Source organism: Shewanella sp. 10N.286.54.B9 (assembly GCF_041468565.1).
Classification (GTDB): Bacteria; Pseudomonadota; Gammaproteobacteria; order Enterobacterales; family Shewanellaceae; genus Shewanella.
Window position 1 is genome coordinate 26,502 of sequence record NZ_JBFRIY010000025.1, and the last position, 22,875, is coordinate 49,376.

The following is a 22,875-nucleotide window of genomic DNA, read 5'->3' on the forward strand; positions in this document are numbered from 1 at the left end:
AGCCACTGCTAAAGCTAACTTTGGTTTTTACTCTTTGCGTGATTATGCATCGATTAGCTTATACCCACCTCGTCGCACCTAAAGTAACCGGAGGTGCTTAATGGATATTAAGCCTCTTCTTAAAGTGACTTTGGTTTTTACTCTTTGCGTGATTATGCATCGATTTGCTTATACCAGCTTCTTTATGACAGATAACCAAAACATAGGGGTACTTAATGGATATTAAACCTCTACTAAAAGTCACTTTAGTTTTTACTTTGTGCGTGATTATGATGGGCGCCTATACTCGCCTGTCCGATGCTGGTCTTGGTTGCCCTGATTGGCCAGGGTGCTATGGCATGGTTAAAGTCCCAAGCGCTAGCCATGAGCTTGCCGCTGCAAAAAATGCCTTTCCAGAACACACGGTAGAATCGGAAAAAGCTTGGCTTGAGATGATCCACCGCTATATTGCCGGCACCTTAGGGTTAATGGTGTTAGTTATTTTGATCATGAGCTTACGCAAAGCTGATGCGCCCAAAAAGCTACCTATGTTTATAGCTGCACTTATCGTTTTTCAAGCCGCTTTGGGGATGTGGACCGTCACTATGAAGCTGATGCCTATCGTGGTGATGTCACACCTCATTGGTGGATTTGCATTGTTCTCATTACTCTTACTGCTCTACCTTCGCAGTAAACCGTTACGCATTCCTGGTGGCGATGCTCCCGCTAGAAAGCTGTCTGTTTTTGCCTTGACGTGTATTTGTGTGCTGTTACTGCAGATTATCTTAGGCGGCTGGACCTCTTCAAATTACGCCGCACTAGCCTGTACTTCACTGCCAATATGCGAAGGCAATTGGGTTGACAACCTCAACTTCAGTGCCGCATTTTCGCCATTTCAAGGGGATCATCCCAGTTATGAGTTTGGCGTATTAGATTACTCTGCTCGAATGACCATCCACGTTGCCCACCGTATTGGGGCGATTATTACTGCTGTGATGCTACTTGGGTTAGCGTTCAAACTGATCACTAAGGCGCATTCAAGCACTATACGTAATGCAGCTTGGTTATTAGCTGGATTAGTGGTGTTACAGGTCATTTTGGGCATAAGCAATGTCGTGCTACACCTACCTTTAGGGATAGCGGTATCGCATAACGCAGGTGCTGCGCTACTGCTACTGACATTGGTATTTATTAATTACGCCTTATGGCGGAAAACATAATAATACCAACAATAAACAAGTAGATATCAGCGTATTTAAGCGTGTTCAGTGAAAAATAACGAGGTGTAAGCCATGGAAAAACAAATATCACTATCCAGAAGCACAGCAACACCACTGTTGCAGTGGCGCGCCTATTATGAGATGACCAAGCCCAAAGTCGTCGCGCTAATGCTATTAACAGTGCTGGTAGGTATGTGTCTCGCAGTGCCAGGCACTGTGCCACTACAGCCTCTAGTCGCGGGTATGGCAGGCATTGGCATGATGGCAGGCGCCGCGGCGGCATTTAACCACCTTATCGATCGCCGTATTGATGGCTTGATGGCAAGAACCTATAACCGTCCACTGCCCAAAGGCAAGGTCTCTATCACCAAAGCACTGGTCTTCTCTTTTGGTATCGGGATATTAGGTTTTGTCATTCTCTATGCCTTGGTCAACCCATTAACCGCATGGCTCACTTTTGCCAGCCTCATCGGCTATGCAGTGGTTTACACCGCTTACTTAAAACGTGCAACGCCGCAAAACATTGTGGTTGGCGGGCTTGCTGGAGCGATGCCGCCACTACTGGGTTGGACTTCAGTTACAGGGGAGTTTCATGGCAATGCGCTACTATTGGTAATAATCATTTTTGCTTGGACCCCACCACATTTTTGGGCATTAGCAATTCACCGAAAAGCCGAGTATGCCAAGGTAGATATTCCCATGCTACCAGTGACTCATGGTGTTGAATTTACTAAAACCTGTATTTTTCTCTACACCATTTTGCTAGCCATTGCTTGTTTGCTGCCGGTCCTAGTTGGCATGTGTGGCCCAGTCTATTTAGTCAGCTCGACGCTATTAAGCGCAGGCTTTATCTATAAAGCATGGCAGCTTAAGTTTCATGAAACGCCTGGTCTCGCGATGAACGTATTTAAGTTCTCCATCTATCACCTGATGCTGCTGTTTATTGCACTTTTGGTTGACCACTATTTATGGGGCTAATACCAGTTTAAGGAGAGGAAACTACAATGAAGTTGTCATGGATAATAGCGGCGATTGTTCTGGCCTCAGCCGGTGCTTGGGTTGCAATACAGTTTAGCCAACCAAAAGAGCTACAATTGCAGACGAGCTTTGAGTTTCCAGCTCCCCAAGCCATTGCCCCTTTTGTTTTAACAGATCAGCATGGACAAGCATTCACCAATGACAATCTTGTTGGAAAGTGGAGCCTGTTTTTTATTGGCTACACTTCCTGCCCTGATGTTTGTCCAACGACCATGGGGAAACTCACTGCAGCTTATCCCGAATTACAAGATCATGCTGATTTACAAATTATTTTTCTGTCGGTTGATCCACAGCGAGATTCAACTGATACCTTACTTAATTACGCCAACTTCTTTAACCCTGAGTTTATTGCCGTCACCGCTGAACATAAACAGTTATACCCGATAACTCGCAGCCTTGGTTTTGTTTATGCCATGGTCGGTAATGGAGAGGATTATCAGGTCGATCACAGCGCTTCATTTGCGCTAGTTTCACCACACGGTGAGAAAGTCGCCATTATCAAGCCTAAATCCGATACACCAGGCAAGCTGCCACAGATTAAAAATAGCGCGCTTATCCACGATGTAAATGCATTGATTGCAAAGTATGGCAATGGCTAACTATCACAGACCGCAAGTCATCGGAGCGACCTAAGTCAGGGATTAACTCATTTCTACAGTAAAGTGAGTTAGCTGGCTCATGCTTAGCCCATATCATTAGGTTGTATCTGCGCAGATAAGGCTCATTGGAACCACTGATGCTAGATGGAAACTCACATTCCTCCAAAACCACGTTACCAAGGGGCCTTCATCTAAATAAAAGTACACCCTTGGTTGATTCGCATCGTTAGCGTTATTCTGCTATCCACTCACCATTATCTTTGGCTCTTACCCAAGGCTGAGAAAACCAATAGTAACCACCTTGGTGCTTACTCGGTGCCGTGCAGTTATAGCGCGAACGTCCTGCAGGCAAATCAAGTTCTGCACGGATAGTAAATTCATCTGCACTGATCCAATTGGGCTTTTTGGCACCCTGCCCTTGAATAAAGCACATCAACTGTGAGGCGTTGATGTCAGACATGTCTAGCTTCACTTTGATCTCTGGTCGCCACTGACCAAACTGCAACTGTGGATCACTATTGGTCTGCTCAATCACTGGCATATTAAGGCTATGTAGCTTGACCTTTAAACTATCAAGATCGGCGTAAGCCCCTGCAACAGGAAACCGTGGTAATGCCGTTAAAGGTGAATGCGGCCCAGCGGCACCGGACTGCTGACCAAAAGCGATAAAACCATGCTTAGTCAGCATATCTTCGATCTGTTGATTGTATTCACCATATGGATAAGCCAGCATTTTATGGTTTTGGCCAGTCGCTTTGGCAATCTCCGATTCGGTGCGCAAAATGTTATTCTCAATACGAGTTAACCACTGCTGTTCACTCTCACCTTTTTCCACTCGGATCAGGTGCTCATGCCCCCAAGTGTGGTTGGCAATTTCAGCGCCCTCTTCAGACAGCGTGATAAGTTGCTGCCAGCTCATCATCTCACCATATTTCTGCTGTATTGGCTCCACGGAGACAAAAAGCGTGTAGGGAAATTTGTATTGCTTTAAGATAGGATGCGCGGTGTTAGCAATACTGCGATAGCCATCGTCAAAGGTGATCGCAATCGTTTTAGCAGGTAAATGCTGCTGCGCCTTTATTGACTCCACCACTTCAGACAGTGGCACAACATTAAAATTATTTTCAGCCAAGTACTGCATCTGCTCTTTAAATTGGGCTGGCGTTACACTGGTAATAGCTGGAGTGGTATCAGATACATGGTGATATTGCAGAATCACCGCCGCTTGCACTGAAAAACCCGTCAGCGCCAATAGCGCAAGTAACACGTTTTTAACCATAAATATTAGACCTCTATAATGATTGCCATACTGTTAAACCAACAAAAGAATCGACAGCTTCTCGCATTGGCATTGCCAATGATCTTGTCGAATATTACTGTGCCGCTACTTGGTCTCGTCGACACAGCGGTCGTCGGCCATCTCAGTAATGCCTATTATTTAGGCGGTGTGGCTGTTGGGTCAACGATTATAACCTTAATTATATGGTTACTTGGATTTTTACGCATGGCAACCACAGGATTAGTTGCTCAAGCCTATGGTGCAAATGACATTCAACAACAATACAAACTACTCGTGCAAGCAGGCAGTCTAGCGTTAATCTTCGGGCTTGCCGCTGTATTATTGCAATTACCAATCGTCAATCTAGCCATGGCAATGTCCGACGCCAGTATCGAGGTCGAACGCTATTGCCGTGAGTATTTCCAAGTACGGATCTGGTCAACTCCATTCGCACTGTTAAACCTGGTCATGCTTGGCTGGTTACTCGGTAGACAACAACCAAAAGCTGCCATGTGGCAGCTAATTATAGCCAATCTGGTCAATATTATTTTAGATGTACTGTTTGTCATTGGCTTAGATTGGGGCGTTCGTGGTGCAGCGTTGGCATCTGTATTTGCTGATATGGCTGGTTTTGCGGTTGCACTAACACTGGTTAAACGTCAACTTAATCGTTTAGCTGGTTTTCAACTACTGACGATTTGCAAGCAACTGACACTGCACAGTTACCGCAAGCTGATTAGCCTCAATACCGATATTTTTGTCCGTAGTTTATGCTTACAACTCTCCTTTACCTTCATGACTTTTTACGGTGCTAGCCTAGGTGATAATACGGTGGCGGCCAATGCAGTGCTGTTAAACTTACTATTACTCATCTCCTATGCGCTTGACGGTATTGCCTATTACGCAGAAGCCGAAGTTGGTAGAGCTTATGGTCAAAAAAATGCTAAATTAATGAGAGAGTCCGTCACTCTCGCTTGGGCATGGTCAGCCATTGCAGCCATTGGTTTCACCCTCTTTTTTGCTGGCGCTGGCAGTCATATTATTAGCACGCTTACCAGTATTTCACAGGTGCAACAGGTCGCTAATGACTACCTTATTTGGCTGATATTTTTGCCACTGCTAGCGTTTGGCTCCTATCTTTTTGATGGTGTCTATATCGGTGCAGCACAAGGTAAAATAATGCGTAACAGCATGATTATTGCGACATTTGGAGTGTTTTTCCCCACCTGGTATTTACTGCAAGATCAGGGAAATCATGCCCTATGGGCAGCGATGAGTGCATTCATGCTGGCTCGCAGCCTAACATTATCTGCACATTACTGGTTTAAACTAAAAAAAGTACTCGACGAATAGCAATAAGTATAAAAAACGCGACCAATGGTCGCGTTTTCAATTCAATCATAACGTTACTGATTGCTATTACTGGTAAGAGTGATCACCGTGCTGGTGCTCGGTAACGTCTTTAACGCCAGTCAGCTCGCCAGGGAACATATCAAGTAGCTGCTTTTCAATGCCATCTTTAAGCGTTACATCAACCATAGAACAACCATTACAACCACCACCAAACTGTAGCACGGCAATGCCATCTTCAGTGATTTCTACTAGCATGATGTTACCACCATGGCTTGCTAGCTGTGGGTTGATCTCAGACTGGATCACATACTCAATACGCTCAACCAATGGTGCATCACCAGAGACTTTACGCATCTTAGCATTTGGTGCTTTCAGCGTTAGTTGTGAACCTAACTGGTCAGTGACAAAATCAATGGTGGCTTCTTCAAGAAAAGGAGCGCTTTTCTCATCAACCATGGCATTAAAGCCATTAAACTCTAGTTCTGTGTCATCTGCTTCAACAGCATCTGGTGGACAGTAAGAAACACCACACTCAGCCTGCGCTGTGCCAGGGCTGATAACAAAGACTCGAATGTGAGTTCCTTCAGGCTGATCTGATAACAAATTAACAAAATGCGCCTGAGCTGTTTCGGAAATGGTAATCATGAAAACATAGCTCCGTCAGGAATAAACCTGAGTGTTTTAGTAAGAATTAGCCCTATAATACTCCTACTGAGTCGCGCTTTATAGCCCTTAATGGTCACACAAAGCGAATTATTGCTATTTTGATCACAATTTTTTATCTCGGTTGCTTATGGTTTTGTCGCCGTGGAGCTGCTAATTTAAGCGTAATATTATAAATATAATGAACATTTCGATGCTGAAAACTGCTGTTACCTTTGTATTGGTTTTTTTGATGTTGCTCTCTGTTTCCGCAGAGGCAAAAAAGACCCGACTGACTGATAATCCACTCTATGGAGTCACCACTACCAGTCCTGAAGAGTTTCTTGGCTACCCACTTGGGCAACACCTACTCCGTCATGATCAAGTCAACTACTACCTAAAAGAGATAGCACAGCAGAACCCAAGAGTATCGCTAGAAAATACTGGCAGCAGCCATGAGGGACGCCAGCAACTTACGGCTGTCATTACCTCAGTCAATAATCAACAACAACTAGATAAAATACTCCAACAACGGCAACAAGTTAAGTATCTTGGCGACCAGTCTGGCCCAATAGTTATTTGGCTGGCCTATTCAATACATGGCGATGAGGCAAGTGGTGCCCATGCTGCACTAAAACTAAGCCACATGCTGGCAACCAGTGAAGACAAATGGGTCACCAATCTACTCGAGAATGCCGTGGTGCTGATCACCCCAAGCCAGAACCCCGATGGCATGGATAGGTTTTCAACTTGGGCCAATGGTTATGCAGGCAAAGTAGCTGTTAGCGATCCAAACCATAAGGAACATAAACAAGGCTGGCCAAGCGGCAGAAGTAACCATTATCTGGCAGACTTAAATCGAGACTGGTTGTTTCTCAGACACCCTGAATCTCAAGGAAGAGTTGCACTGTTTCACCGTTGGCAGCCCCACTATGTTGGTGATTTTCACGAAATGGGCCACAACCAAACTTACTTTTTTCAACCCGGTGTACCTGAGCGCACTCACCCACTAACACCGGCAGCAAATCAAAAATTGACCATAAAGCTAGCCGCCTATTACCAAGCAGTATTAGATGATAAAAAACAAAGCTATTTTAGCCGCCAATTATTTGATGACTTTTTTTATGGCAAAGGCTCAACCTACCCCGATATCAATGGCGCTATCGGCGTATTGTTTGAACAGGCTAGTGCTCGCGGCCAACAGCAGGATTCAAGCAATGGTATTGTTCGTTTTAATGAAGCGATAGATAATCAGTACGCAACCTCTATTTCAAGCTTAAAAGGTGCATTAGCCCTCAAGTCGGAGCTGCAAGATTACCAAACTGAGTTCTTCAGCAATAAGCACCAAAAACCCAAGAAAAAGAAACCTCGTCAGTCTGGACGTTTGATCTCTACAGCCAATGATAATCAACGTATTAAGCAGCTAACGGCTCTGTTATCGCAGCACCATATAGAATATTACTACCTGACCAACCCATTGACTCAAGGCGGAGGGTCATTTGAGGTAGACAGCAGTATCTTCGTACCCGATCATCAAGCCCAGAGCTCATTATTAACAGCCCTATTTGATAATAGAACTGAATTCAATGATCCGACTTTTTACGATGTCTCGACCTGGAATTTGCAACACGCTTTAAACCTAACCGTACGGCAAAATGTCAAACTCGAACTCAGTGTATTGAGTCAAACAGCACCGCAGTTTAAGCAGCCTAAATGGTCACCTAAAGCTGTTGCTTTATTGATTGATTGGCGTCAACAGCAAGCCGCTGCGGCATTACAGCGACTGCTTAGCCATGGTGTTCAGGTCAAATTTGCCGCTAAACCATTTGCAATAAAAAGCAATAATAGCCAACTAGACTTCCCTGCAGGCACGTTACAGATCCCCTTGAAGCAAGATGGGCACTCAGCCAATGATCTAAATAAAATGCTGCTTAAGCTCAGCCAAGAGATGCAACTAGAAATTACCGCCACTAATTCGAGCAGTTCGGTGAGCGGGATCGATTTAGGCAGCCCAGACTTTAAAGTTGTTCGCCCAATCAAGCCGCTAATTATTAGCGGTAAAGGCACCTCAATACCCGAAGTAGGTCAGATTTGGTATTACATGGACTCACAACTTAAAGTACCGACAACCTTAGTCGATATTAATAACCTCAGCACCATCAAACTCAGTAACTACAGTCATATTATTCTGGCTGGCGGCAGTTACAGTGGCCTAGATGAGAAGTTCGCTCGTAAGTTAGCTCCTTTTACCGCTGATGGTGGCATAGTCATCGCTCAAAAAGGTGCACTCGCTTGGCTCAATAAAGCTAACTTTCTCAAAACTAGCCTTAGGGGGGAGCGCTTTTATAAACAGCTCTTTAATGGTGCAGGCCTTACTTTCGATAAAAAATCCTCCTTTAGTGCCAGACAAGAGATTGGTGGTGCAATTGTGGAGTTGAAACTAGACAAGAGCCACCCTATGAACTTTGGTATTAGCGGCAATCGTTTAGCGGTTATGAAAAACAAAGCGCTTGGGTTTGCACAAGCAACTAACGACTTTAGCGTCGCAGCAAGCTATTCCTCACAGCCACTATTAAGTGGCTATATGGCGCAAGAATATCAGAGCAGTTTTGCTAATTCACCAGCGGTTATCGTTGAGTCCAGAGGTAAAGGGGCGGTCGTTGCATTGACTGATAACCTATTGTTTAGGAATATCTGGCTCGGCTCAGAAAAACTTTACGCCAATGCGCTCTATTTTATACCTGCGCTTCATTAACCGTTGCCACTCTTTTAATTGAGCCCTGGCGCCTCAGCTCTTGCGAGGCACCAGACTTGCGCATCGATATACTGCTTAGATAACAAACTAGAGATTTCTGAAACAGTGGTGCCAGTGGTGACCACATCATCGACGATGGCGACCCGCTGCTGACCAATATCAGCAGTTAAGCTAAAGGCATCGAGCAGATTTTTTCGACGCATAGCACCCGATAACCCAGCCTGAGGCAAAGTGTTTGCTTGCCTAATGATCACACCATCAAGCAGCGGCAGTTGTAACTTAGTCGACAGTGTTTTTGCAATCAACCAAGCTTGGTTAAAGCCTCGTTTTCTTAGGCGCTGCGGGTGTAATGGCACAGCAATAATTGCTTGTGGCATTTTAACAAAACCTTGCTCATCTAAAAAATGTAATCGCCTAATGAGTGCATCAACCATCACCTCTATTATCGCAAATTGAGCCTGATACTTTATCTGTCCAACCCAATGCCCAAGACCATCATGATAACGGCAAGCCGCAATGACCTTTAAACTGTTTTTTCGCTGACATCCTCCACAATATTCAGCCAGTAAAGGCATCTCTTTACCGCAGCCTAGGCAAACGGGAGTGTTATAAATAGAGGCCTCTAAACAAACAGCACAGATACCAGTTTGATTCGATAAAATCTGTTGATGGCACATTAAGCAGCGATTGGGTAACATAGCCGCGAGCCTTCGCAGCAAGGCAGATTGAGTAATAATGAAATTCCTTTTTCATACACGTTATGATCAAAACAACAGGATAAGTCTGTGAGTCAAACTAAGTTACATGTCAAATCAGCTGGTCAAGGTATCGATGTTGTGGTGCTACATGGCTGGGGCGTCAATAGCGCTGTATTTAACGCTTTGCCTGACATGTTACCTGAGTATAGGTTTCACTTTGTCGATCTGCCCGGTTTTGGTGATAGCCCAATCGTTAACGGTGAAATAGACGACTGGCTTGCGACTATCATTGCAAACGTACCGCAACCCGCTATCTGGATCGGTTGGTCACTAGGAGGGTTAATTGCCTCATTAGCGGCAGTTAAGTATCCACAACATGTCAGCGGATTGTGCACCATTGCCTCATCTCCCTGCTTTATGGCGCGTGAAGAGGAGGCTTGGCCAGGGATCCCTGCAAGCGTGTTGGAGCAGTTTGCTCGCCAGTTACAGCAAGATCTCAATAAGACCATTGAGCGTTTTCTTGCCATTCAAGCTATGGGCAGCCAAACCGCTAAAGGGGATATTAAACAGTTACGAGAGTGGGTGTTAGCTAAACCGCAGGCGCAATTTGTTGCACTTGAACAGGGACTAGCGATGCTAGCTAATGTTGATTTAAGAGAGCAAGTCTCTACGATAAAGCAACCTTGGTTGAGAATATGGGGCAAGCTTGATGGGCTGGTTCCCCGCAGGGTAATAAAGCTGATGCCAGTGATGGAAAATACTCAAGACACTATACTGGTAAAAGCTTCTCATGCGCCTTTTATCAGCCATACAGATGAGTTTGTTACCTGCGTGCAAGAGTGGCTTAAAAGTACAACAAATCAACACTCTTAATAGCAAAACAGCTTTATTATTAAGTCAATATTGGTTAACATTTAACCATGACTTGAAATGGAATTGTCTATGCTGGTTGTTACCAATTATCCTAATGTGCCCATCTCTACCTCTAATGTAGCGACTGACTCTGCGCGCACGGATAACCAACAGCGTCCACCGGTATTGCCGCCACCACAAGCCAGTAAAGGTCATGAGGAACGCGCCTTTAACCCGCAAAATGAACGTACAGCCGAACAAGCTCAAGCACAGGCAAAGTTACGTGGTTCAGTACAGGACAAGCAGCAAGGCGGGTCACAACAGGAGCAATCTCAGCAGGAGCAACAAAAGCGCCCCCCAGCACTGGATTTAAAACAGCTATTGAGTTACCGCTCACCATTAAAGCGCAGTGACATCAAGCTACCAAATCAGCCCGCAGAGAAACAAGCAACGGCAGAGAGTAAACATTTACCGAATGAAACGTTACAGTTCTACCGCGCCTTTGGTGCACATATAGAGGCATTTTATCAAACTCGGACTCAGCCAAAATCTGAGCCCGACATGCTTACCACAGTATAAAGCTACAACTTCTTATCGCTATACAACCCATGTTGGTAAGCCATACTTCCCCATAGTGCCCAACCTAAAGCCGTTTCTTTCATCTCATCGGACTGAGTTTTAGGATGAAGCTTTTCTGCATCCACATCGTAAACAAAGCCTGCCGCCGGCTTCTCTGGGCGCAAAATAACCACATCGTCACCACGAAGATAAGCCATGTTTTTGTTGTACTGCATTAACGCACGTCCCGGCCAGTCATCTGGAGTTTTGGTCAAGTCACGACCCAACATCGGATAGTTATCACTCACGCCCATTAAAGAGAGTAGCGTCGGCCCTAAATCTATTTGGCTAGTAACACGGGGATCAAGTTTTGGTTCTATACCTTCACCTAAGATCAGGCCTGGAATACGGAATCTGGAAATAGGTACCAATTCAGCACCACCGACTCGGCTATCGTGGTCTGCCACGACCACAAAAATAGTATCTTTCCAGTAGTCAGACTGTTTGGCTTTTTTAAAGAATTCACCCACGGCATAATCGGCATATTTAACCGCATTGTTCACCGTTTGCTTAGGTTGCTCATACAATTCAATACGCCCATCAGGAAACTCAAATGGATCATGATTACTTGAACTAAAGACCAAGCTGAAGAAAGGCTGCCCCTCGCTATGCATGCGCTCAAATTCATCATTTGCCCGATTCATTAGGTCTTCATCAGAAGCGCCCCAAGAACCGACAAAATTTGGATTGGTGTAATCTGACTCATCAACAATATCAGTAAAACCATTACCCAAGAAAAAGCTTCGCATATTATCGAAGTGGCTTTCACCGCCATAAATAAACTGATTGCGGTAGCCATGTTCCTTTAATAGCGACGCTAAGGTAAAGAAGCCAGTTTGGCTACGACCTAGCTTTACCACTGAACGCGCTGGAGTCGGAGTAAAGCCTGTCACTACGGCCTCAATTCCACGCACAGAGCGAGTACCAGTGGCGTACATGCGTTCAAACGCCCACGCCTCTTTCGACAATTCATCAATATTCGGCGTTAACGGTAAGCCACCTAAACTGCCTACAAACCTTGCGCCAAGGCTCTCTTGTAAAATAATCACCAAGTTCTTTGGCTTGCCTTGATAACTGGCAGTGTTCTTAGAAATGCTCGGGTACTCATCTGACAAAAAGTCAGTGAGTGGTCTGCCGCTTTCACGACGAATAATATTAACCACGTCCTCTTTAGGCAGTTTGCCGTATATCTTTGCAGCATCGGCTTCATTGCCCATTTGTTTTATAGCAAACACTAAAGAGTAAGCAGAGTTAGTCACTAATGAGTTGACTAGCGGATCGCTCGAAAAGGCGACCAGAGAAGGGTTAAGTGGACGATGTCCCAGGCTTGAACGCGCACCTAAAAGCGCGATAACTATCACTAGCACGCCTAATACTGGACGCCAATACCAACGAGGATAGGTTTGCTTTTGGCTTATTAGGTAACCACTTAGCTTCCAACCACCAAAAATCACAGCACCACTAATAAGTGCAGATAAAATCAATTCAAACTTTCTACCCGCCCACAGCATTGAAAACACTTCTTTAGGGTAAATTAAGTATTCGACATATAACCTGTTAGGTCTAACACCATATTCAGCAATAAATGAAGGTGTTGATATCTCAAGGAAGACTAAAGTGAGGAGGCCAAGCGTCAGCCAAACACGTAATATTTTGTTCCAGATTTGACCAATCAAGTGCTCGCCAGAAAAAATAGCGGTACCGAGCGCTGCGGCGCCCCAAAGCCAACACATAGTCGCAAAATCAACACGTAAGCCCTGTAGCAATAAATGTGACCAACCAGCAGCTACATCAACACGATCAAACTGCCAAATCGCCAACCCTAATCGACTGAGCATAATGATCACTAACGAGATAGCGGCAAAGATTATAATGGGGCGAAACGGCCCTAAAGTATGTGAACGAGTCAAAATGGTAATCCTAATTTGTTCTGTGAACGCTTTCTATGAAGCGTTTTCCAATTAGTTCAGACCTCCATGTCGCCAATAAGTTTCAAATTTTAAACGTGATATAACATATCCTTTACCAGGTTATATTCAAGCTATTTAAACGTTATCGCTCAGTTACCGTCGTTTTAACTAACATAGCGCACATTTTTTCCCTCATTAACCTATAGATCGCTCAGTGAGAGTATAGTGGTTATTAGGTAAGTTAATGAGTGAAGAGCGTAGTGAAGTTAGAAGAGCTGATATAAATTGAGCACAAAAAAGCCCCAACAGATATCACATCTGTTGGGGCTTATGGCTGATAATTTGTGGGTTACTTTTTCAGTTTGGCAAACGCATCAGCAAAAGCATTACCCATCGCTGCATTGGCAGGCTGCTTTGGCTTAGCTTTATTGTGCGACTGAGACTGCGCTTTAGCCCCTTTATGCTTTGCGGCATTATTCGAAGGGCGTGGCGCTGGTTTCACAACCTCGCCTGCTTTATCAGTCAAGCGCATGCTAAGGCCAATACGACGCCTTTCAGCATCTACTTCCATCACTTTAACTTTGACAATATCACCGGCTTTAACCACTTTATGTGGATCATCAATAAACTTCTCAGTCATCGAAGAGATATGCACTAATCCATCTTGGTGTACGCCTACATCAACAAAGGCACCAAAATTAGTCACATTGGTGACCACACCTTCTAAGATCATGTCAGGCTTAAGGTCGCCTATCTGCTCAACACCCTCTTTAAAGGTCGCCGTTTTAAATTCACCACGAGGATCGCGTCCAGGCTTATCAAGCTCCGCCAAAATATCGGTCACCGTTGGCAGGCCAAAATCACTGGTGATAAAGTCTTTAGCGTCGATACTGGTTAACAGTTCGCTATTACCGACTAAGCTGGCAACTGATTGTTGCTTTGCACTAGCAATAGCCTCAACCAGAGAATAGGCCTCAGGGTGAACAGATGATGCATCTAATGGGTTTTCCGCATCGCTGATCCGCAAGAATCCAGCAGCTTGCTCATAGGCTTTAGGCCCTAAACGCGCAACCTTAAGCAGTGACTTCCTGTTGGTAAAACGTCCCTGTTCATCGCGGTGAGTCACAATATTTCGCGCTAAGGTTTTATTAAGCCCAGCCACCTGTGCCAGCAGTGCAGCTGATGCCATATTCACATCAACACCCACACCATTCACACAATCTTCAACCACAGCTTCAAGCGAGGTAGATAGCATGCTTTGGCTAACATCATGCTGGTATTGGCCCACACCAATCGCCTTAGGTTCAATTTTTACTAATTCAGCCAACGGATCTTGTAAACGACGGGCAATCGATACCGCGCCGCGAATGGACACGTCAATATCAGGGAACTCTTCTGAGGCCAACTCAGAAGCAGAATACACAGATGCGCCGGCTTCACTCACCATCACTTTGGTCAGGCTTGGCAGTTCTGCTTTGACCATGGTGATAAGTTCAGCGGCTAATTTATCTGTTTCACGAGAAGCTGTGCCATTACCAACCGCGATAAGCTCAACTTTATGCATTTTAGCCAAATTAGCCAAGGTTCTAACTGACTTATCCCACTGCTTTTGTGGAGCATGGGGGAAGATAGTGGTGTGTGCCACTAGCTTACCAGTGTTATTTACAATCGCTACTTTAACGCCGCTTCGCAGACCAGGATCTAAACCCAATGTCGCTTTAGCACCCGCAGGAGCCGCCATTAGCAGGTCGCCTAAGTTACGCGCAAATACATTAATCGCTTCGCTTTCTGCGTCATCTCGCATGCGGCCAAAGAACTCAGTTTCCATCTGCAGTGCAATTTTGACTCGCCAAGTGGCACTCACGACAGTCTTTAACCATAGGTCAACTGCGCTATCGTTTAGTGCCAACTTAAAGTGCTCAGCAATGATCACTTCACAATAGCTAGCTTGCTTCGCTTCTTTGGCTGGATCGGCATTGATACTTAAACTCAGCATGCCTTCATTGCGGCCACGCAACATCGCTAGGGCACGATGTGATGGCACCTTAGTTAACTTTTCAGAATGCTCAAAGTAATCTCTAAATTTAGCACCCTCTTTCTCTTTACCCTTCGCCATACGGCTTTCAAGCACCGCATTTTGCTTAACGTGGCTACGGATTTTCTGCAGTAATTCTGCGTCCTCAGCAAAACGCTCCATCAAGATAAAGCGCGCACCATCTAATACAGATTTGCTATCGGCAAAGCCTGCTGCAGCATTGATAAACTCCGCCGCTTTTGCTTCGCAATCAGCACCGCGATTAGCAAGCAGAAAGTCGGCCAATGGTTCAATACCCGCTTCAATGGCGATTAAACCTTTGGTACGACGCTTAGGTTTATAAGGCAGGTAGAGATCTTCTAAACGAGTTTTACTATCAGCGGCATTTATCGCAGCTTTGAGCTCAGGGGTTAATTTACTCTGGGCTTCGATGCTCGATAATATCACGTTACGACGCTCATTAAGATCACGTAAGTAACTAAGACGACTGTTTAAAGTACGCAGCTGCGCATCATCAAGTCCACCCGTCGCTTCTTTACGGTAGCGAGCAATAAACGGTACTGTCGCACCGTCATCCAGTAATGAAATCGTATCGTTAACTTGCTGAAGACGGACGTTTAATTCTTCAGCAATAAGCTGTGCAATGTTTTGCATAAAGTGAAGTGATGCCAAATAGATAATATTGCGCTCAAGATACCACAGCTAAGCTGTAATTTTAATGTCGTCACGCGCGCTTTTAACGCTGAAAAATGGAATTTGCTAATTTAATTGATTGAAAATAGTCCGCCAGCTACAGCACACTGTCATTGATACTTAAAAGAAATCAGCAATAAACACTGACTTAATGGTTAAACTTGACCATTACTCTTGCTGCTTAGTTTCTATTAGTACCCTTGATGTAACTCCCTTATACTGCTGATAAAACCAACAAAAAAATCAATCTAATGACCGATAACCTGCCCGATTACTTTTCGATTAACGCTTGGTAAATTGATTGCCAACGTAATCTTGCGTGGCTAGGCGATAATAAAGTGTAAGTAGCATCCTGGTGTATATCTATATTGCAGCAGGCAACGATTACAGGGGATACTTGGAGATCAGCGGTTCAACTGGTGGCAGCACGGTTATTCTCGAGTTTGACACTGAGGGGTGTCGTTAGTAAAACAGTATAAATTTCAACAAAAAAGCCCGAACATTGATATTCGGGCTTTCATAAAACCGCAATAACTAGTTCAAGCTAAGATGGCTCAAACCCTTGGTAGGAAATACGGTTGATATACCAGACTTGCTCACCCGCCGGAGTATGAATAACCGCTTCGTCATCAACCTCTTTTTTCAAAAGCCCCCGCGCCATGGGAGAATCGATGGAGATGTAATCATTGCGACCAAAAATCTCGTCATAACCAACAATTTTAAAGCAGCGCTTTTCACCATCATCATTCTCGATTTCAACCCAAGCACCAAAAAATACTTTGCCCTCTTGTGCGGGTGAGTAATCGACTATTTGTACATTTTCGATGGTTTTTCGTAAATAACGGACTCTACGGTCTATTTCACGTAGTTTCTTTTTATTAAAGGTATAATCCGCATTCTCACTTCTATCGCCCAAACTCGCAGCCCAGCTGACAATTTTGGTTATTTCAGGCCGATGTTCGCGCCAAAGGTAGTTCAACTCTTTTTGCAATTTGTTGAAGCCTTCACGGGTAACGATATTGGTTCTCATAGGGACAACTTTTTAGAAGGAAATGATAATCTGTGGCCAAAAATCATAGCATATTTTAGTGCTATCACTGTATTTTCGCGCTAGGGGAAAATCAGCTTTTTAGCTGACAGTGCAGCAAACAATACTTTGTTCAATTTAGTTACAATTTACAAACAGCGTTAAAATGATGATTATTGCACTATTTTTCAATAACCTAATCATAAAATAAATACTTATTTATGACCTTAAAGCTAGCTTTTACTCATTACCTGCTAGTCATCAACATGTTAAAGCGGCTATATTAAGCTAATTCATATTCAATATCAGCCAGTTGCCTAATACCTACTTGGCCTCCTAGCAAAAAAGGATCCTACGCATGGGACAAGAAACCTCAAAAATTCTCGTGGTCGACGATGATATGAGGCTGCGCGCCTTATTGGAGCGTTACTTGATGGAGCAAGGTTATCAAGTCCGCAGTGCAGCTAATGCCGAACAGATGGATCGCTTATTGGAGCGTGAAAACTTCCACCTGTTAGTATTAGACTTAATGCTACCTGGCGAAGATGGTCTTTCAATATGCCGCCGCCTGCGCCAAGTCGGTAACCCAATCCCGATTGTCATGCTGACCGCTAAAGGTGATGAAGTCGATAGAATTATCGGCCTTGAACTCGGCGCCGATGACTACCTGCCAAAACCGTTTAACCCACGGGAACTGCTGGCGCGAATTAAAGCGGTTATGCGCCGTCAAACTCCTGATGTGCCTGGTGCACCAACACAGCAGGAGGAGGAGATCACTTTTGGTGAGTTCTCACTAAACTTAGCGACTCGCGAAATGCACCATGGCGAAGAAGCTATTGCGCTCACAAGCGGCGAGTTTGCAGTGTTGAAAGTGCTTGTTAGTCACCCGAGAGAACCTTTATCACGCGATAAGTTAATGAACCTTGCCCGTGGTCGCGACTACTCAGCACTTGAGCGTTCTATCGATGTGCAGGTTTCACGCTTACGTCGCTTGATTGAAGTCGATGCCGCGAACCCGCGCTATATTCAAACCGTTTGGGGCCTAGGTTATGTATTTGTGCCAGATGGCGCATCGCGTAAATAAGCTATGAAAAAGAGATGGTGGCACCGCGTAACACCACGCAGTTCTTTCAGTCAGACAGTAATGTTAATTGGCTGTTTACTGCTTACCAATCAGCTAGTGTCCTATCTCTCAGTAGCGGTTTATTTTATTAAACCCAGCTACCAGCAAATTAACCAACTTATTGCTCGCCAAGTTAAACTGTTATTCGTCGACGGTGTGGATGTTGGCCGTGAACACCTGACCATGGTGGATGCGCTCAACGCTAAAGTACGTGACGATGCGATGCAGTTTTACAATCAAAAAGATGCACGCCAAGCAGGTATCGAACGAGCAACTTATTACGGCTTCCTGTCGTCACAAATGTCGGAATATTTAGACGGTGAAGCCGAAGTGCGCATTGCACAAGGCGAAGAGTTTGAAATTTGGATCCGTCCACCGCAAGCCCCTTCAATATGGATTAAAGTGCCACTCGCTGGATTAAACGAGAAAAATCTCTCGCCATTAACCCTTTATTTAATGGTGATAGGTGCGCTAAGTGTTGCCGGCGGTTGGTGGTTTGCGCGTCAGCAAAACCGGCCTCTAAGGCGTTTACAAAAAGCGGCGACTGCGGTGTCTCGCGGCGACTACCCTGAACCTCTGCCCTTGAGTGGATCAACCGAGATTGTTGAAGTGACCAATACTTTCAACCAGATGTCTCACGGTATGAAACAGTTAGAGCAAGATAGAGCCTTACTAATGGCAGGGATCTCCCACGACCTGAGAACGCCGTTGACGCGAATTCGATTAGCATCAGAGATGATGGTCGAAGAAGATCAATATCTTAAAGATGGCATAGTGCATGACATTGAAGATATGGACGCCATTATTAATCAGTTCATCTCTTACATCCGTCAAGATCAAGAGGGAACCCGTGAACCAGAGCAGATCAATGAGCTGATCAATGATGTGATCCAAGCAGAGTCCAACCGTGAAGGCATAATTGAGTCCGATCTCAGTGAGTGCCCAGCAGTTCCCATGCAGGGGATCGCCATTAAACGGATTTTGAGCAATTTGGTTGAAAATGCCTACCGCTATGGCAATGGTTGGGTAAGAATAAGCTCCCAATATAATGGTAAAGTACTTGGCTTTAGTGTTGAAGATAACGGCCCAGGCATTGAAGAGGCGCAAATTCCTAAACTGTTCGAACCTTTCACTCAAGGTGACACAGCCCGTGGCAGTGTCGGTTCAGGCTTAGGGCTGGCGATTATCAAACGTATTGTTGACCGCCACCAAGGCAAAGTCATATTAACAAATCGCAGTGAAGGCGGGCTCCACGCCCAGGTTTGGTTACCGCTAGAATAGTTAACTCCCCACAGCCTATCACCTCAAATTAGTTTCACTTTCGATATCATTTTTTCTGAGCTAGTATCAATCGCCTTAGATTAATTGAACGCAATCTAACGCTAGTTCAGCGATTCGGAATGACATGGAACAGTTATTTAGACAAGAAGTCTTACAGCATAAAGTAAACCGCTTAGATGGCACAGTAAGCCTCGTTCAGCCAGCAGCTTTTAAATGGTTAACCCTTTTGCTGGTCATTATAATTGTTGTTAGCGTGATCTTTCTCGCCAGTGGTCAATACAGCAAAAAAGAGCGCGTTGTAGGGGTTGTGCAACCCGATAGTGGCCTACTAAAACTCACTTCGCCACAAGCTGGTGTCATAAAAACGCTACTGGTTGCAGAAGGCCAGCATGTGGAGCAAGGCGAACCGATTTTACGGGTAGAGTCGCTAAAACACGGTGCCAATGGATTTGAATTAAATCACTCCCGCATCAGCCAGTATCAGTTTCAAATCAATATGCTCAATCTGCAAATAAACAAGCAACACTCACAAAATACCCTACAGATCCAAGAGTTAACCCATAGCAGAACAAGTATCACAGCCAAGCTGAAAGAGCTTGAACGCCAAAATGAGATTATCAATCAAAGAATTGAAATCAATAATAATGTCTCAGATCAGATGGCTACACTTGCCAAGCAAGGTTACACCTCAAAGCTAGATCTCAATCGACAGATAGATACGTCGTTAACCATTGAGCAGCAGAGTTCAAGCACTCAGTCACAAAAACTGACGCTGACTAACGAGTTAAATCAAATCAGCAATCAATTATCGCAGCTGCCGATAGAGCACACCAAAATTCTCGATCAACTGCAAAACCAACTCACTGAAGTACAGCTTAATCTAGCGATTGTGAAGCAAGAGTCATTAGCTGAACTTCGCGCTCCAATGAGTGGTAGTGTCACCGGCATCCTAACTAAAGTTGGCAAATCAGTTAATGCCCAACAGTTTTTGCTCAGTGTGTTACCTGAAAACAGTAAGATGCAAGCGGTGCTATTTATCCCCACCTCAGCGTTTGGTTTCATCGAAATTGGCCAACGTGTTCGATTGCGCTATCACGCATTTCCCTACGAAAAGTTTGGCATTTTTGATGGGGAAATCATTGAAGTGAGCGCTAATGTAATCTTACCTGAAGAGACTGAATTACCAGGCGTCATTCAAGCGCCTTCTTATCGAGTTGTGGTCAGCCTCGCCGATCAAACCATACTCGCATACGGCAAAGAAACTCCATTGCGGGCCGATATGATGCTAGATGCGGATATCATCGTGGAGCAACGCTCACTGTTAGCATGGCTATTTGACCCGATTTTTAGCCTTCACGGCAAACTTTAAAGACTTGATGAATAGGAAAAATAGCATGGATGATGCAGTAGAAAATTCAGCGAGCAAATTAAGTTTTTGGAACCATAAAAAGTTACCGATGATCCGTCAGTCTGAAGCTACCGAATGCGGCCTAGCATGTTTAACCATGATTGCGGGTTATTACGGCCATGTCTCGCAGCTGAATGAGATGCGGCAACGATTTCAACTCTCTTTAGAAGGCGCAACGCTGCTCGACATTATGCAGTTTGCCGAGCAAATGGCATTGACGACTCGGCCACTAAAAATAGAGCTTGAAGATCTCCCCTCTCTAGACACCCCATGTATACTGCACTGGGATCTCAACCATTTTGTGGTATTAAAATCAGTCAGTAAGAGTCATATCGTTATCCATGACCCGGCATCAGGCGTCAAAAAAGTCTCTATTGAAGAGGCCTCTAAACGCTTCACAGGTATTGCGCTGGAGCTACGGCCTACTAAAGAGTTTGAACAAAAAAAACCAGCGCCAAGTCTTAAGTTTTCAGATTTTTGGAGCAAAATCATTGGCCTTAAAAGCTCATTGATTTTAATTTTCTCATTATCACTGCTACTGCAATGCTTCGCGCTAATCGCCCCCTATTATATCCAGCTAGTTATCGATGACGTTATTATTAGCAAAGACACCTCTTTACTAATAGTGTTGGCCACTGGGTTTTTCATGGTTTTACTGTTTGAAATAGCGACCAATGCACTGCGGAGCCTTGCCTTGCTGCATTTTGGTAACCTGATGAATATTCAGCTCGGCGCCAACTTATTCCACCACCTGATCCGTTTACCTTTGCAATACTATGAAAAACGCCATATGGGGGACGTTGTATCCCGGTTTGGGTCGTTGCAGCAAGTCAAAGAATTGCTAACCACAGGTGTGGTTGAATCTATCATTGATGGCATTATGGCGATTTTGACGCTATTTATGATTTTCTACTATAGCCCCAAGTTGTCTGCCATTGTGCTGATTGCAGTTGCGCTATATGCGATCATTCGCATCGCTATGTATCAGCCTTACCGTGCAATCTCAGAGCAGGAAATTATCGCCAGAGCTGAAGAAAATAGTAACTTCATGGAGTCAGTGCGAGCAATTCAAACCATCAAACTGTTTGGCTCTGAAGCTAAACGTGAAGGGCAATGGCAAAATCGTTATGCGGCAGCCATTAACCAAAATATTCGCCTAGGTAACTTTAGCATCTCCTTCAGCGCTATAAATCGCTTCCTGTTTGGCTGTGAAAACATACTGGTGGTCTACGTCGCCGCCACTCTGGTTATTCAAGGCGGTTTCAGTACTGGTATGCTGTTTGCGTTTATGGCCTACAAAAGCCAATTTATGAGTAAGACTCAAAACCTAATTGATAAATTGATCCAATTCAAAATGCTCAGCCTGCACTTAGAGCGCATCGCAGATATCGCTTTGGAGCAAAAAGAGGTCTTGAGCGATCAGCAAGTAGCCAGTGATATAAAAGGCGCCATAAGCCTAAAAAACCTCTATTTTAAATACAGCGATGCCACCCCTGATGTACTTACTGATATTAATTTAGACATTAAGGCCGGCGAGTCAGTGGCCATAACCGGGCCATCGGGCTGCGGTAAGTCAACCTTGCTTAAAGTCATGTTGGGCCTAGACTCTCCCTATAAAGGCGAAGTGCTCATCGACGGTGTGCCCTTAGGCCAAATCGGCCATCGACACTATCGTCAGCAAATAGCAGCCGTGATGCAAAACGACGAACTGCTTTCTGGCAGTGTCGCCGATAACATCGCCTTCTTTGATGATAAAGTTGACATGGAACGGTTAGTCTATTGCGCTGATCTCGCAGCAATCCATGATGACATTAGCAATATGCCAATGGGCTACCACAGTTTGATTGGCGATATGGGTTCTAGCTTATCTGGCGGCCAAAAGCAGCGGATCATCTTGGCAAGGGCACTGTATAAACAACCGAAAATTCTCTTTATGGATGAAGCCACCAGTCATCTAGACACCGCTCTAGAAAGCGATATTAACTGTGCCATTAAACAGATGAAAATCACCCGCGTGATTATTGCCCATCGCAAAGAAACCATTGCCTCAGCAGATAGAGAGATAAATTTAAAGCTGTTAGAGAATAAAGCGATAAAGGCAATATAATGATTACCCTAAAAGTTCAAGTACACATTGTAATTGGCTCATAAATCAAATAAAAATTAAGTAGTGAACACAAAAAATAACGTAAGTAAAAAGTGGCGCATAGATGACAAGTGTAATCTGCTCACTATGCAACACTCAAAAATTTTTCTTAACACGTTATCGAAAAGTAATACTTAGATAAGAAATCGCGGTTATTTCTTAGGCCCATCAGCTCCACAGCCAATCTTGGATGCTAGTGTTTGTAGTGGTACGGTGAAT

General features: G+C 44.6%; 17 protein-coding genes. 11 read left to right on the top strand and 6 right to left on the bottom strand.

The features are described 5' to 3' along the window. Positions 1-215 precede the first annotated feature (215 nt). The 3 genes from AB4135_RS09875 to AB4135_RS09885 all read left to right on the top strand — a co-directional run bounded on the left by AB4135_RS09875 (position 216) and on the right by AB4135_RS09885 (position 2,836). Entirely contained in the window at positions 216-1,199 is a 984-nt protein-coding gene (locus AB4135_RS09875) for a heme A synthase (RefSeq protein ID WP_371992450.1), read from the top strand. A gap of 72 nt (positions 1,200-1,271) precedes the next feature. Next, a complete protein-coding gene (cyoE, locus tag AB4135_RS09880) occupies positions 1,272-2,177 on the top strand; it encodes a heme o synthase (RefSeq protein WP_371992452.1) in 906 nt (301 codons plus the stop codon). A gap of 26 nt (positions 2,178-2,203) precedes the next feature. Continuing rightward, the gene (locus AB4135_RS09885; RefSeq protein ID WP_371992453.1) at positions 2,204-2,836 is read left to right on the top strand and encodes an SCO family protein; all 633 of its coding nucleotides are present in this window, start codon (positions 2,204-2,206) and stop codon (positions 2,834-2,836) included. A 232-nt stretch (positions 2,837-3,068) separates the two neighbouring features. On the opposite strand, the gene AB4135_RS09890 is transcribed toward AB4135_RS09885, so the two are convergent. Further along, complete coding sequence (locus AB4135_RS09890) at positions 3,069-4,115, bottom strand: polysaccharide deacetylase family protein (RefSeq protein WP_371992455.1); 1,047 nt, start codon at positions 4,113-4,115, stop codon at positions 3,069-3,071. Between the two features lie 18 nt (positions 4,116-4,133). Between AB4135_RS09890 and AB4135_RS09895 the strand changes: the two genes are divergently transcribed. Continuing rightward, a complete protein-coding gene (locus AB4135_RS09895) occupies positions 4,134-5,468 on the top strand; it encodes an MATE family efflux transporter (protein ID WP_371992457.1) in 1,335 nt (444 codons plus the stop codon). Positions 5,469-5,534: 66 nt separating this feature from the next. On the opposite strand, the gene nfuA is transcribed toward AB4135_RS09895, so the two are convergent. Beyond that, a complete protein-coding gene (gene nfuA / locus AB4135_RS09900; RefSeq protein WP_020914794.1) occupies positions 5,535-6,113 on the bottom strand; it encodes a Fe-S biogenesis protein NfuA in 579 nt (192 codons plus the stop codon). A 211-nt stretch (positions 6,114-6,324) separates the two neighbouring features. On the opposite strand from nfuA, the gene AB4135_RS09905 reads away from it, so the two are divergent. After that, positions 6,325-8,865: a M14 family zinc carboxypeptidase gene (locus tag AB4135_RS09905; RefSeq protein ID WP_371992459.1), complete on the top strand. Its 2,541-nt coding sequence runs from the start codon at positions 6,325-6,327 to the stop codon at positions 8,863-8,865. A gap of 14 nt (positions 8,866-8,879) precedes the next feature. Here the strand turns inward: AB4135_RS09905 and AB4135_RS09910 are convergent, their stop codons facing one another. After that, positions 8,880-9,563 (bottom strand): ComF family protein, encoded by a 684-nt coding sequence (locus AB4135_RS09910; protein ID WP_371992461.1) that lies wholly within the window; start codon positions 9,561-9,563, stop codon positions 8,880-8,882. An 87-nt stretch (positions 9,564-9,650) separates the two neighbouring features. Between AB4135_RS09910 and bioH the strand changes: the two genes are divergently transcribed. Both bioH and AB4135_RS09920 read left to right on the top strand, forming a co-directional pair. Next, positions 9,651-10,436 carry a pimeloyl-ACP methyl ester esterase BioH gene (gene bioH / locus AB4135_RS09915; RefSeq protein WP_371992463.1) on the top strand — a complete coding sequence of 262 codons (786 nt, stop codon included), beginning with the start codon at positions 9,651-9,653 and terminating at the stop codon, positions 10,434-10,436. A gap of 69 nt (positions 10,437-10,505) precedes the next feature. Continuing rightward, entirely contained in the window at positions 10,506-10,994 is a 489-nt protein-coding gene (locus AB4135_RS09920; protein ID WP_371992465.1) for a hypothetical protein, read from the top strand. Between the two features lie 2 nt (positions 10,995-10,996). Here AB4135_RS09920 and AB4135_RS09925 read toward each other — a convergent pair whose 3' ends face one another. From AB4135_RS09925 to greB, 3 genes are all read right to left on the bottom strand, one after another. Further along, positions 10,997-12,871 (bottom strand): LTA synthase family protein, encoded by a 1,875-nt coding sequence (locus AB4135_RS09925; RefSeq protein WP_371992479.1) that lies wholly within the window; start codon positions 12,869-12,871, stop codon positions 10,997-10,999. A gap of 421 nt (positions 12,872-13,292) precedes the next feature. Next, positions 13,293-15,632, bottom strand: coding sequence for a Tex family protein (locus tag AB4135_RS09930; protein WP_371992467.1), 2,340 nt, complete (start codon positions 15,630-15,632; stop codon positions 13,293-13,295). Positions 15,633-16,215: 583 nt separating this feature from the next. Continuing rightward, positions 16,216-16,701 carry a transcription elongation factor GreB gene (gene greB, locus AB4135_RS09935; protein WP_371992469.1) on the bottom strand — a complete coding sequence of 162 codons (486 nt, stop codon included), beginning with the start codon at positions 16,699-16,701 and terminating at the stop codon, positions 16,216-16,218. A gap of 355 nt (positions 16,702-17,056) precedes the next feature. Here greB and ompR point away from each other — a divergent pair, with 355 nt between their 5' ends. From ompR to AB4135_RS09955, 4 genes are all read left to right on the top strand, one after another. Then, positions 17,057-17,782, top strand: coding sequence for a two-component system response regulator OmpR (gene ompR, locus AB4135_RS09940; RefSeq protein ID WP_371992471.1), 726 nt, complete (start codon positions 17,057-17,059; stop codon positions 17,780-17,782). A 3-nt stretch (positions 17,783-17,785) separates the two neighbouring features. Continuing rightward, positions 17,786-19,102 (top strand): two-component system sensor histidine kinase EnvZ, encoded by a 1,317-nt coding sequence (envZ, locus tag AB4135_RS09945; RefSeq protein ID WP_371992473.1) that lies wholly within the window; start codon positions 17,786-17,788, stop codon positions 19,100-19,102. Positions 19,103-19,226: 124 nt separating this feature from the next. Beyond that, entirely contained in the window at positions 19,227-20,471 is a 1,245-nt protein-coding gene (locus AB4135_RS09950; protein ID WP_371992475.1) for an HlyD family efflux transporter periplasmic adaptor subunit, read from the top strand. 25 nt (positions 20,472-20,496) lie between these two features. Continuing rightward, positions 20,497-22,617: a peptidase domain-containing ABC transporter gene (locus AB4135_RS09955; protein ID WP_371992477.1), complete on the top strand. Its 2,121-nt coding sequence runs from the start codon at positions 20,497-20,499 to the stop codon at positions 22,615-22,617. Positions 22,618-22,875 lie beyond the last annotated feature (258 nt).

Bases quoted from the DNA above. Each gene is read 5' to 3' on its own strand.
- AB4135_RS09875 (WP_371992450.1), top strand. From the start codon at position 216: ATGGATATTAAACCTCTACTAAAAGTCACTTTAGTTTTTACTTTGTGC.
- cyoE (WP_371992452.1), top strand. From the start codon at position 1,272: ATGGAAAAACAAATATCACTATCCAGAAGCACAGCAACACCACTGTTG.
- AB4135_RS09885 (WP_371992453.1), top strand. From the start codon at position 2,204: ATGAAGTTGTCATGGATAATAGCGGCGATTGTTCTGGCCTCAGCCGGT.
- AB4135_RS09890 (WP_371992455.1), bottom strand. From the start codon at position 4,115: ATGGTTAAAAACGTGTTACTTGCGCTATTGGCGCTGACGGGTTTTTCA.
- AB4135_RS09895 (WP_371992457.1), top strand. From the start codon at position 4,134: ATGATTGCCATACTGTTAAACCAACAAAAGAATCGACAGCTTCTCGCA.
- nfuA (WP_020914794.1), bottom strand. From the start codon at position 6,113: ATGATTACCATTTCCGAAACAGCTCAGGCGCATTTTGTTAATTTGTTA.
- AB4135_RS09905 (WP_371992459.1), top strand. From the start codon at position 6,325: ATGCTGAAAACTGCTGTTACCTTTGTATTGGTTTTTTTGATGTTGCTC.
- AB4135_RS09910 (WP_371992461.1), bottom strand. From the start codon at position 9,563: ATGTTACCCAATCGCTGCTTAATGTGCCATCAACAGATTTTATCGAAT.
- AB4135_RS09920 (WP_371992465.1), top strand. From the start codon at position 10,506: ATGCTGGTTGTTACCAATTATCCTAATGTGCCCATCTCTACCTCTAAT.
- AB4135_RS09925 (WP_371992479.1), bottom strand. From the start codon at position 12,871: ATGCTCAGTCGATTAGGGTTGGCGATTTGGCAGTTTGATCGTGTTGAT.
- AB4135_RS09930 (WP_371992467.1), bottom strand. From the start codon at position 15,632: ATGCAAAACATTGCACAGCTTATTGCTGAAGAATTAAACGTCCGTCTT.
- greB (WP_371992469.1), bottom strand. From the start codon at position 16,701: ATGAGAACCAATATCGTTACCCGTGAAGGCTTCAACAAATTGCAAAAA.
- ompR (WP_371992471.1), top strand. From the start codon at position 17,057: ATGGGACAAGAAACCTCAAAAATTCTCGTGGTCGACGATGATATGAGG.
- envZ (WP_371992473.1), top strand. From the start codon at position 17,786: ATGAAAAAGAGATGGTGGCACCGCGTAACACCACGCAGTTCTTTCAGT.
- AB4135_RS09950 (WP_371992475.1), top strand. From the start codon at position 19,227: ATGGAACAGTTATTTAGACAAGAAGTCTTACAGCATAAAGTAAACCGC.
- AB4135_RS09955 (WP_371992477.1), top strand. From the start codon at position 20,497: ATGGATGATGCAGTAGAAAATTCAGCGAGCAAATTAAGTTTTTGGAAC.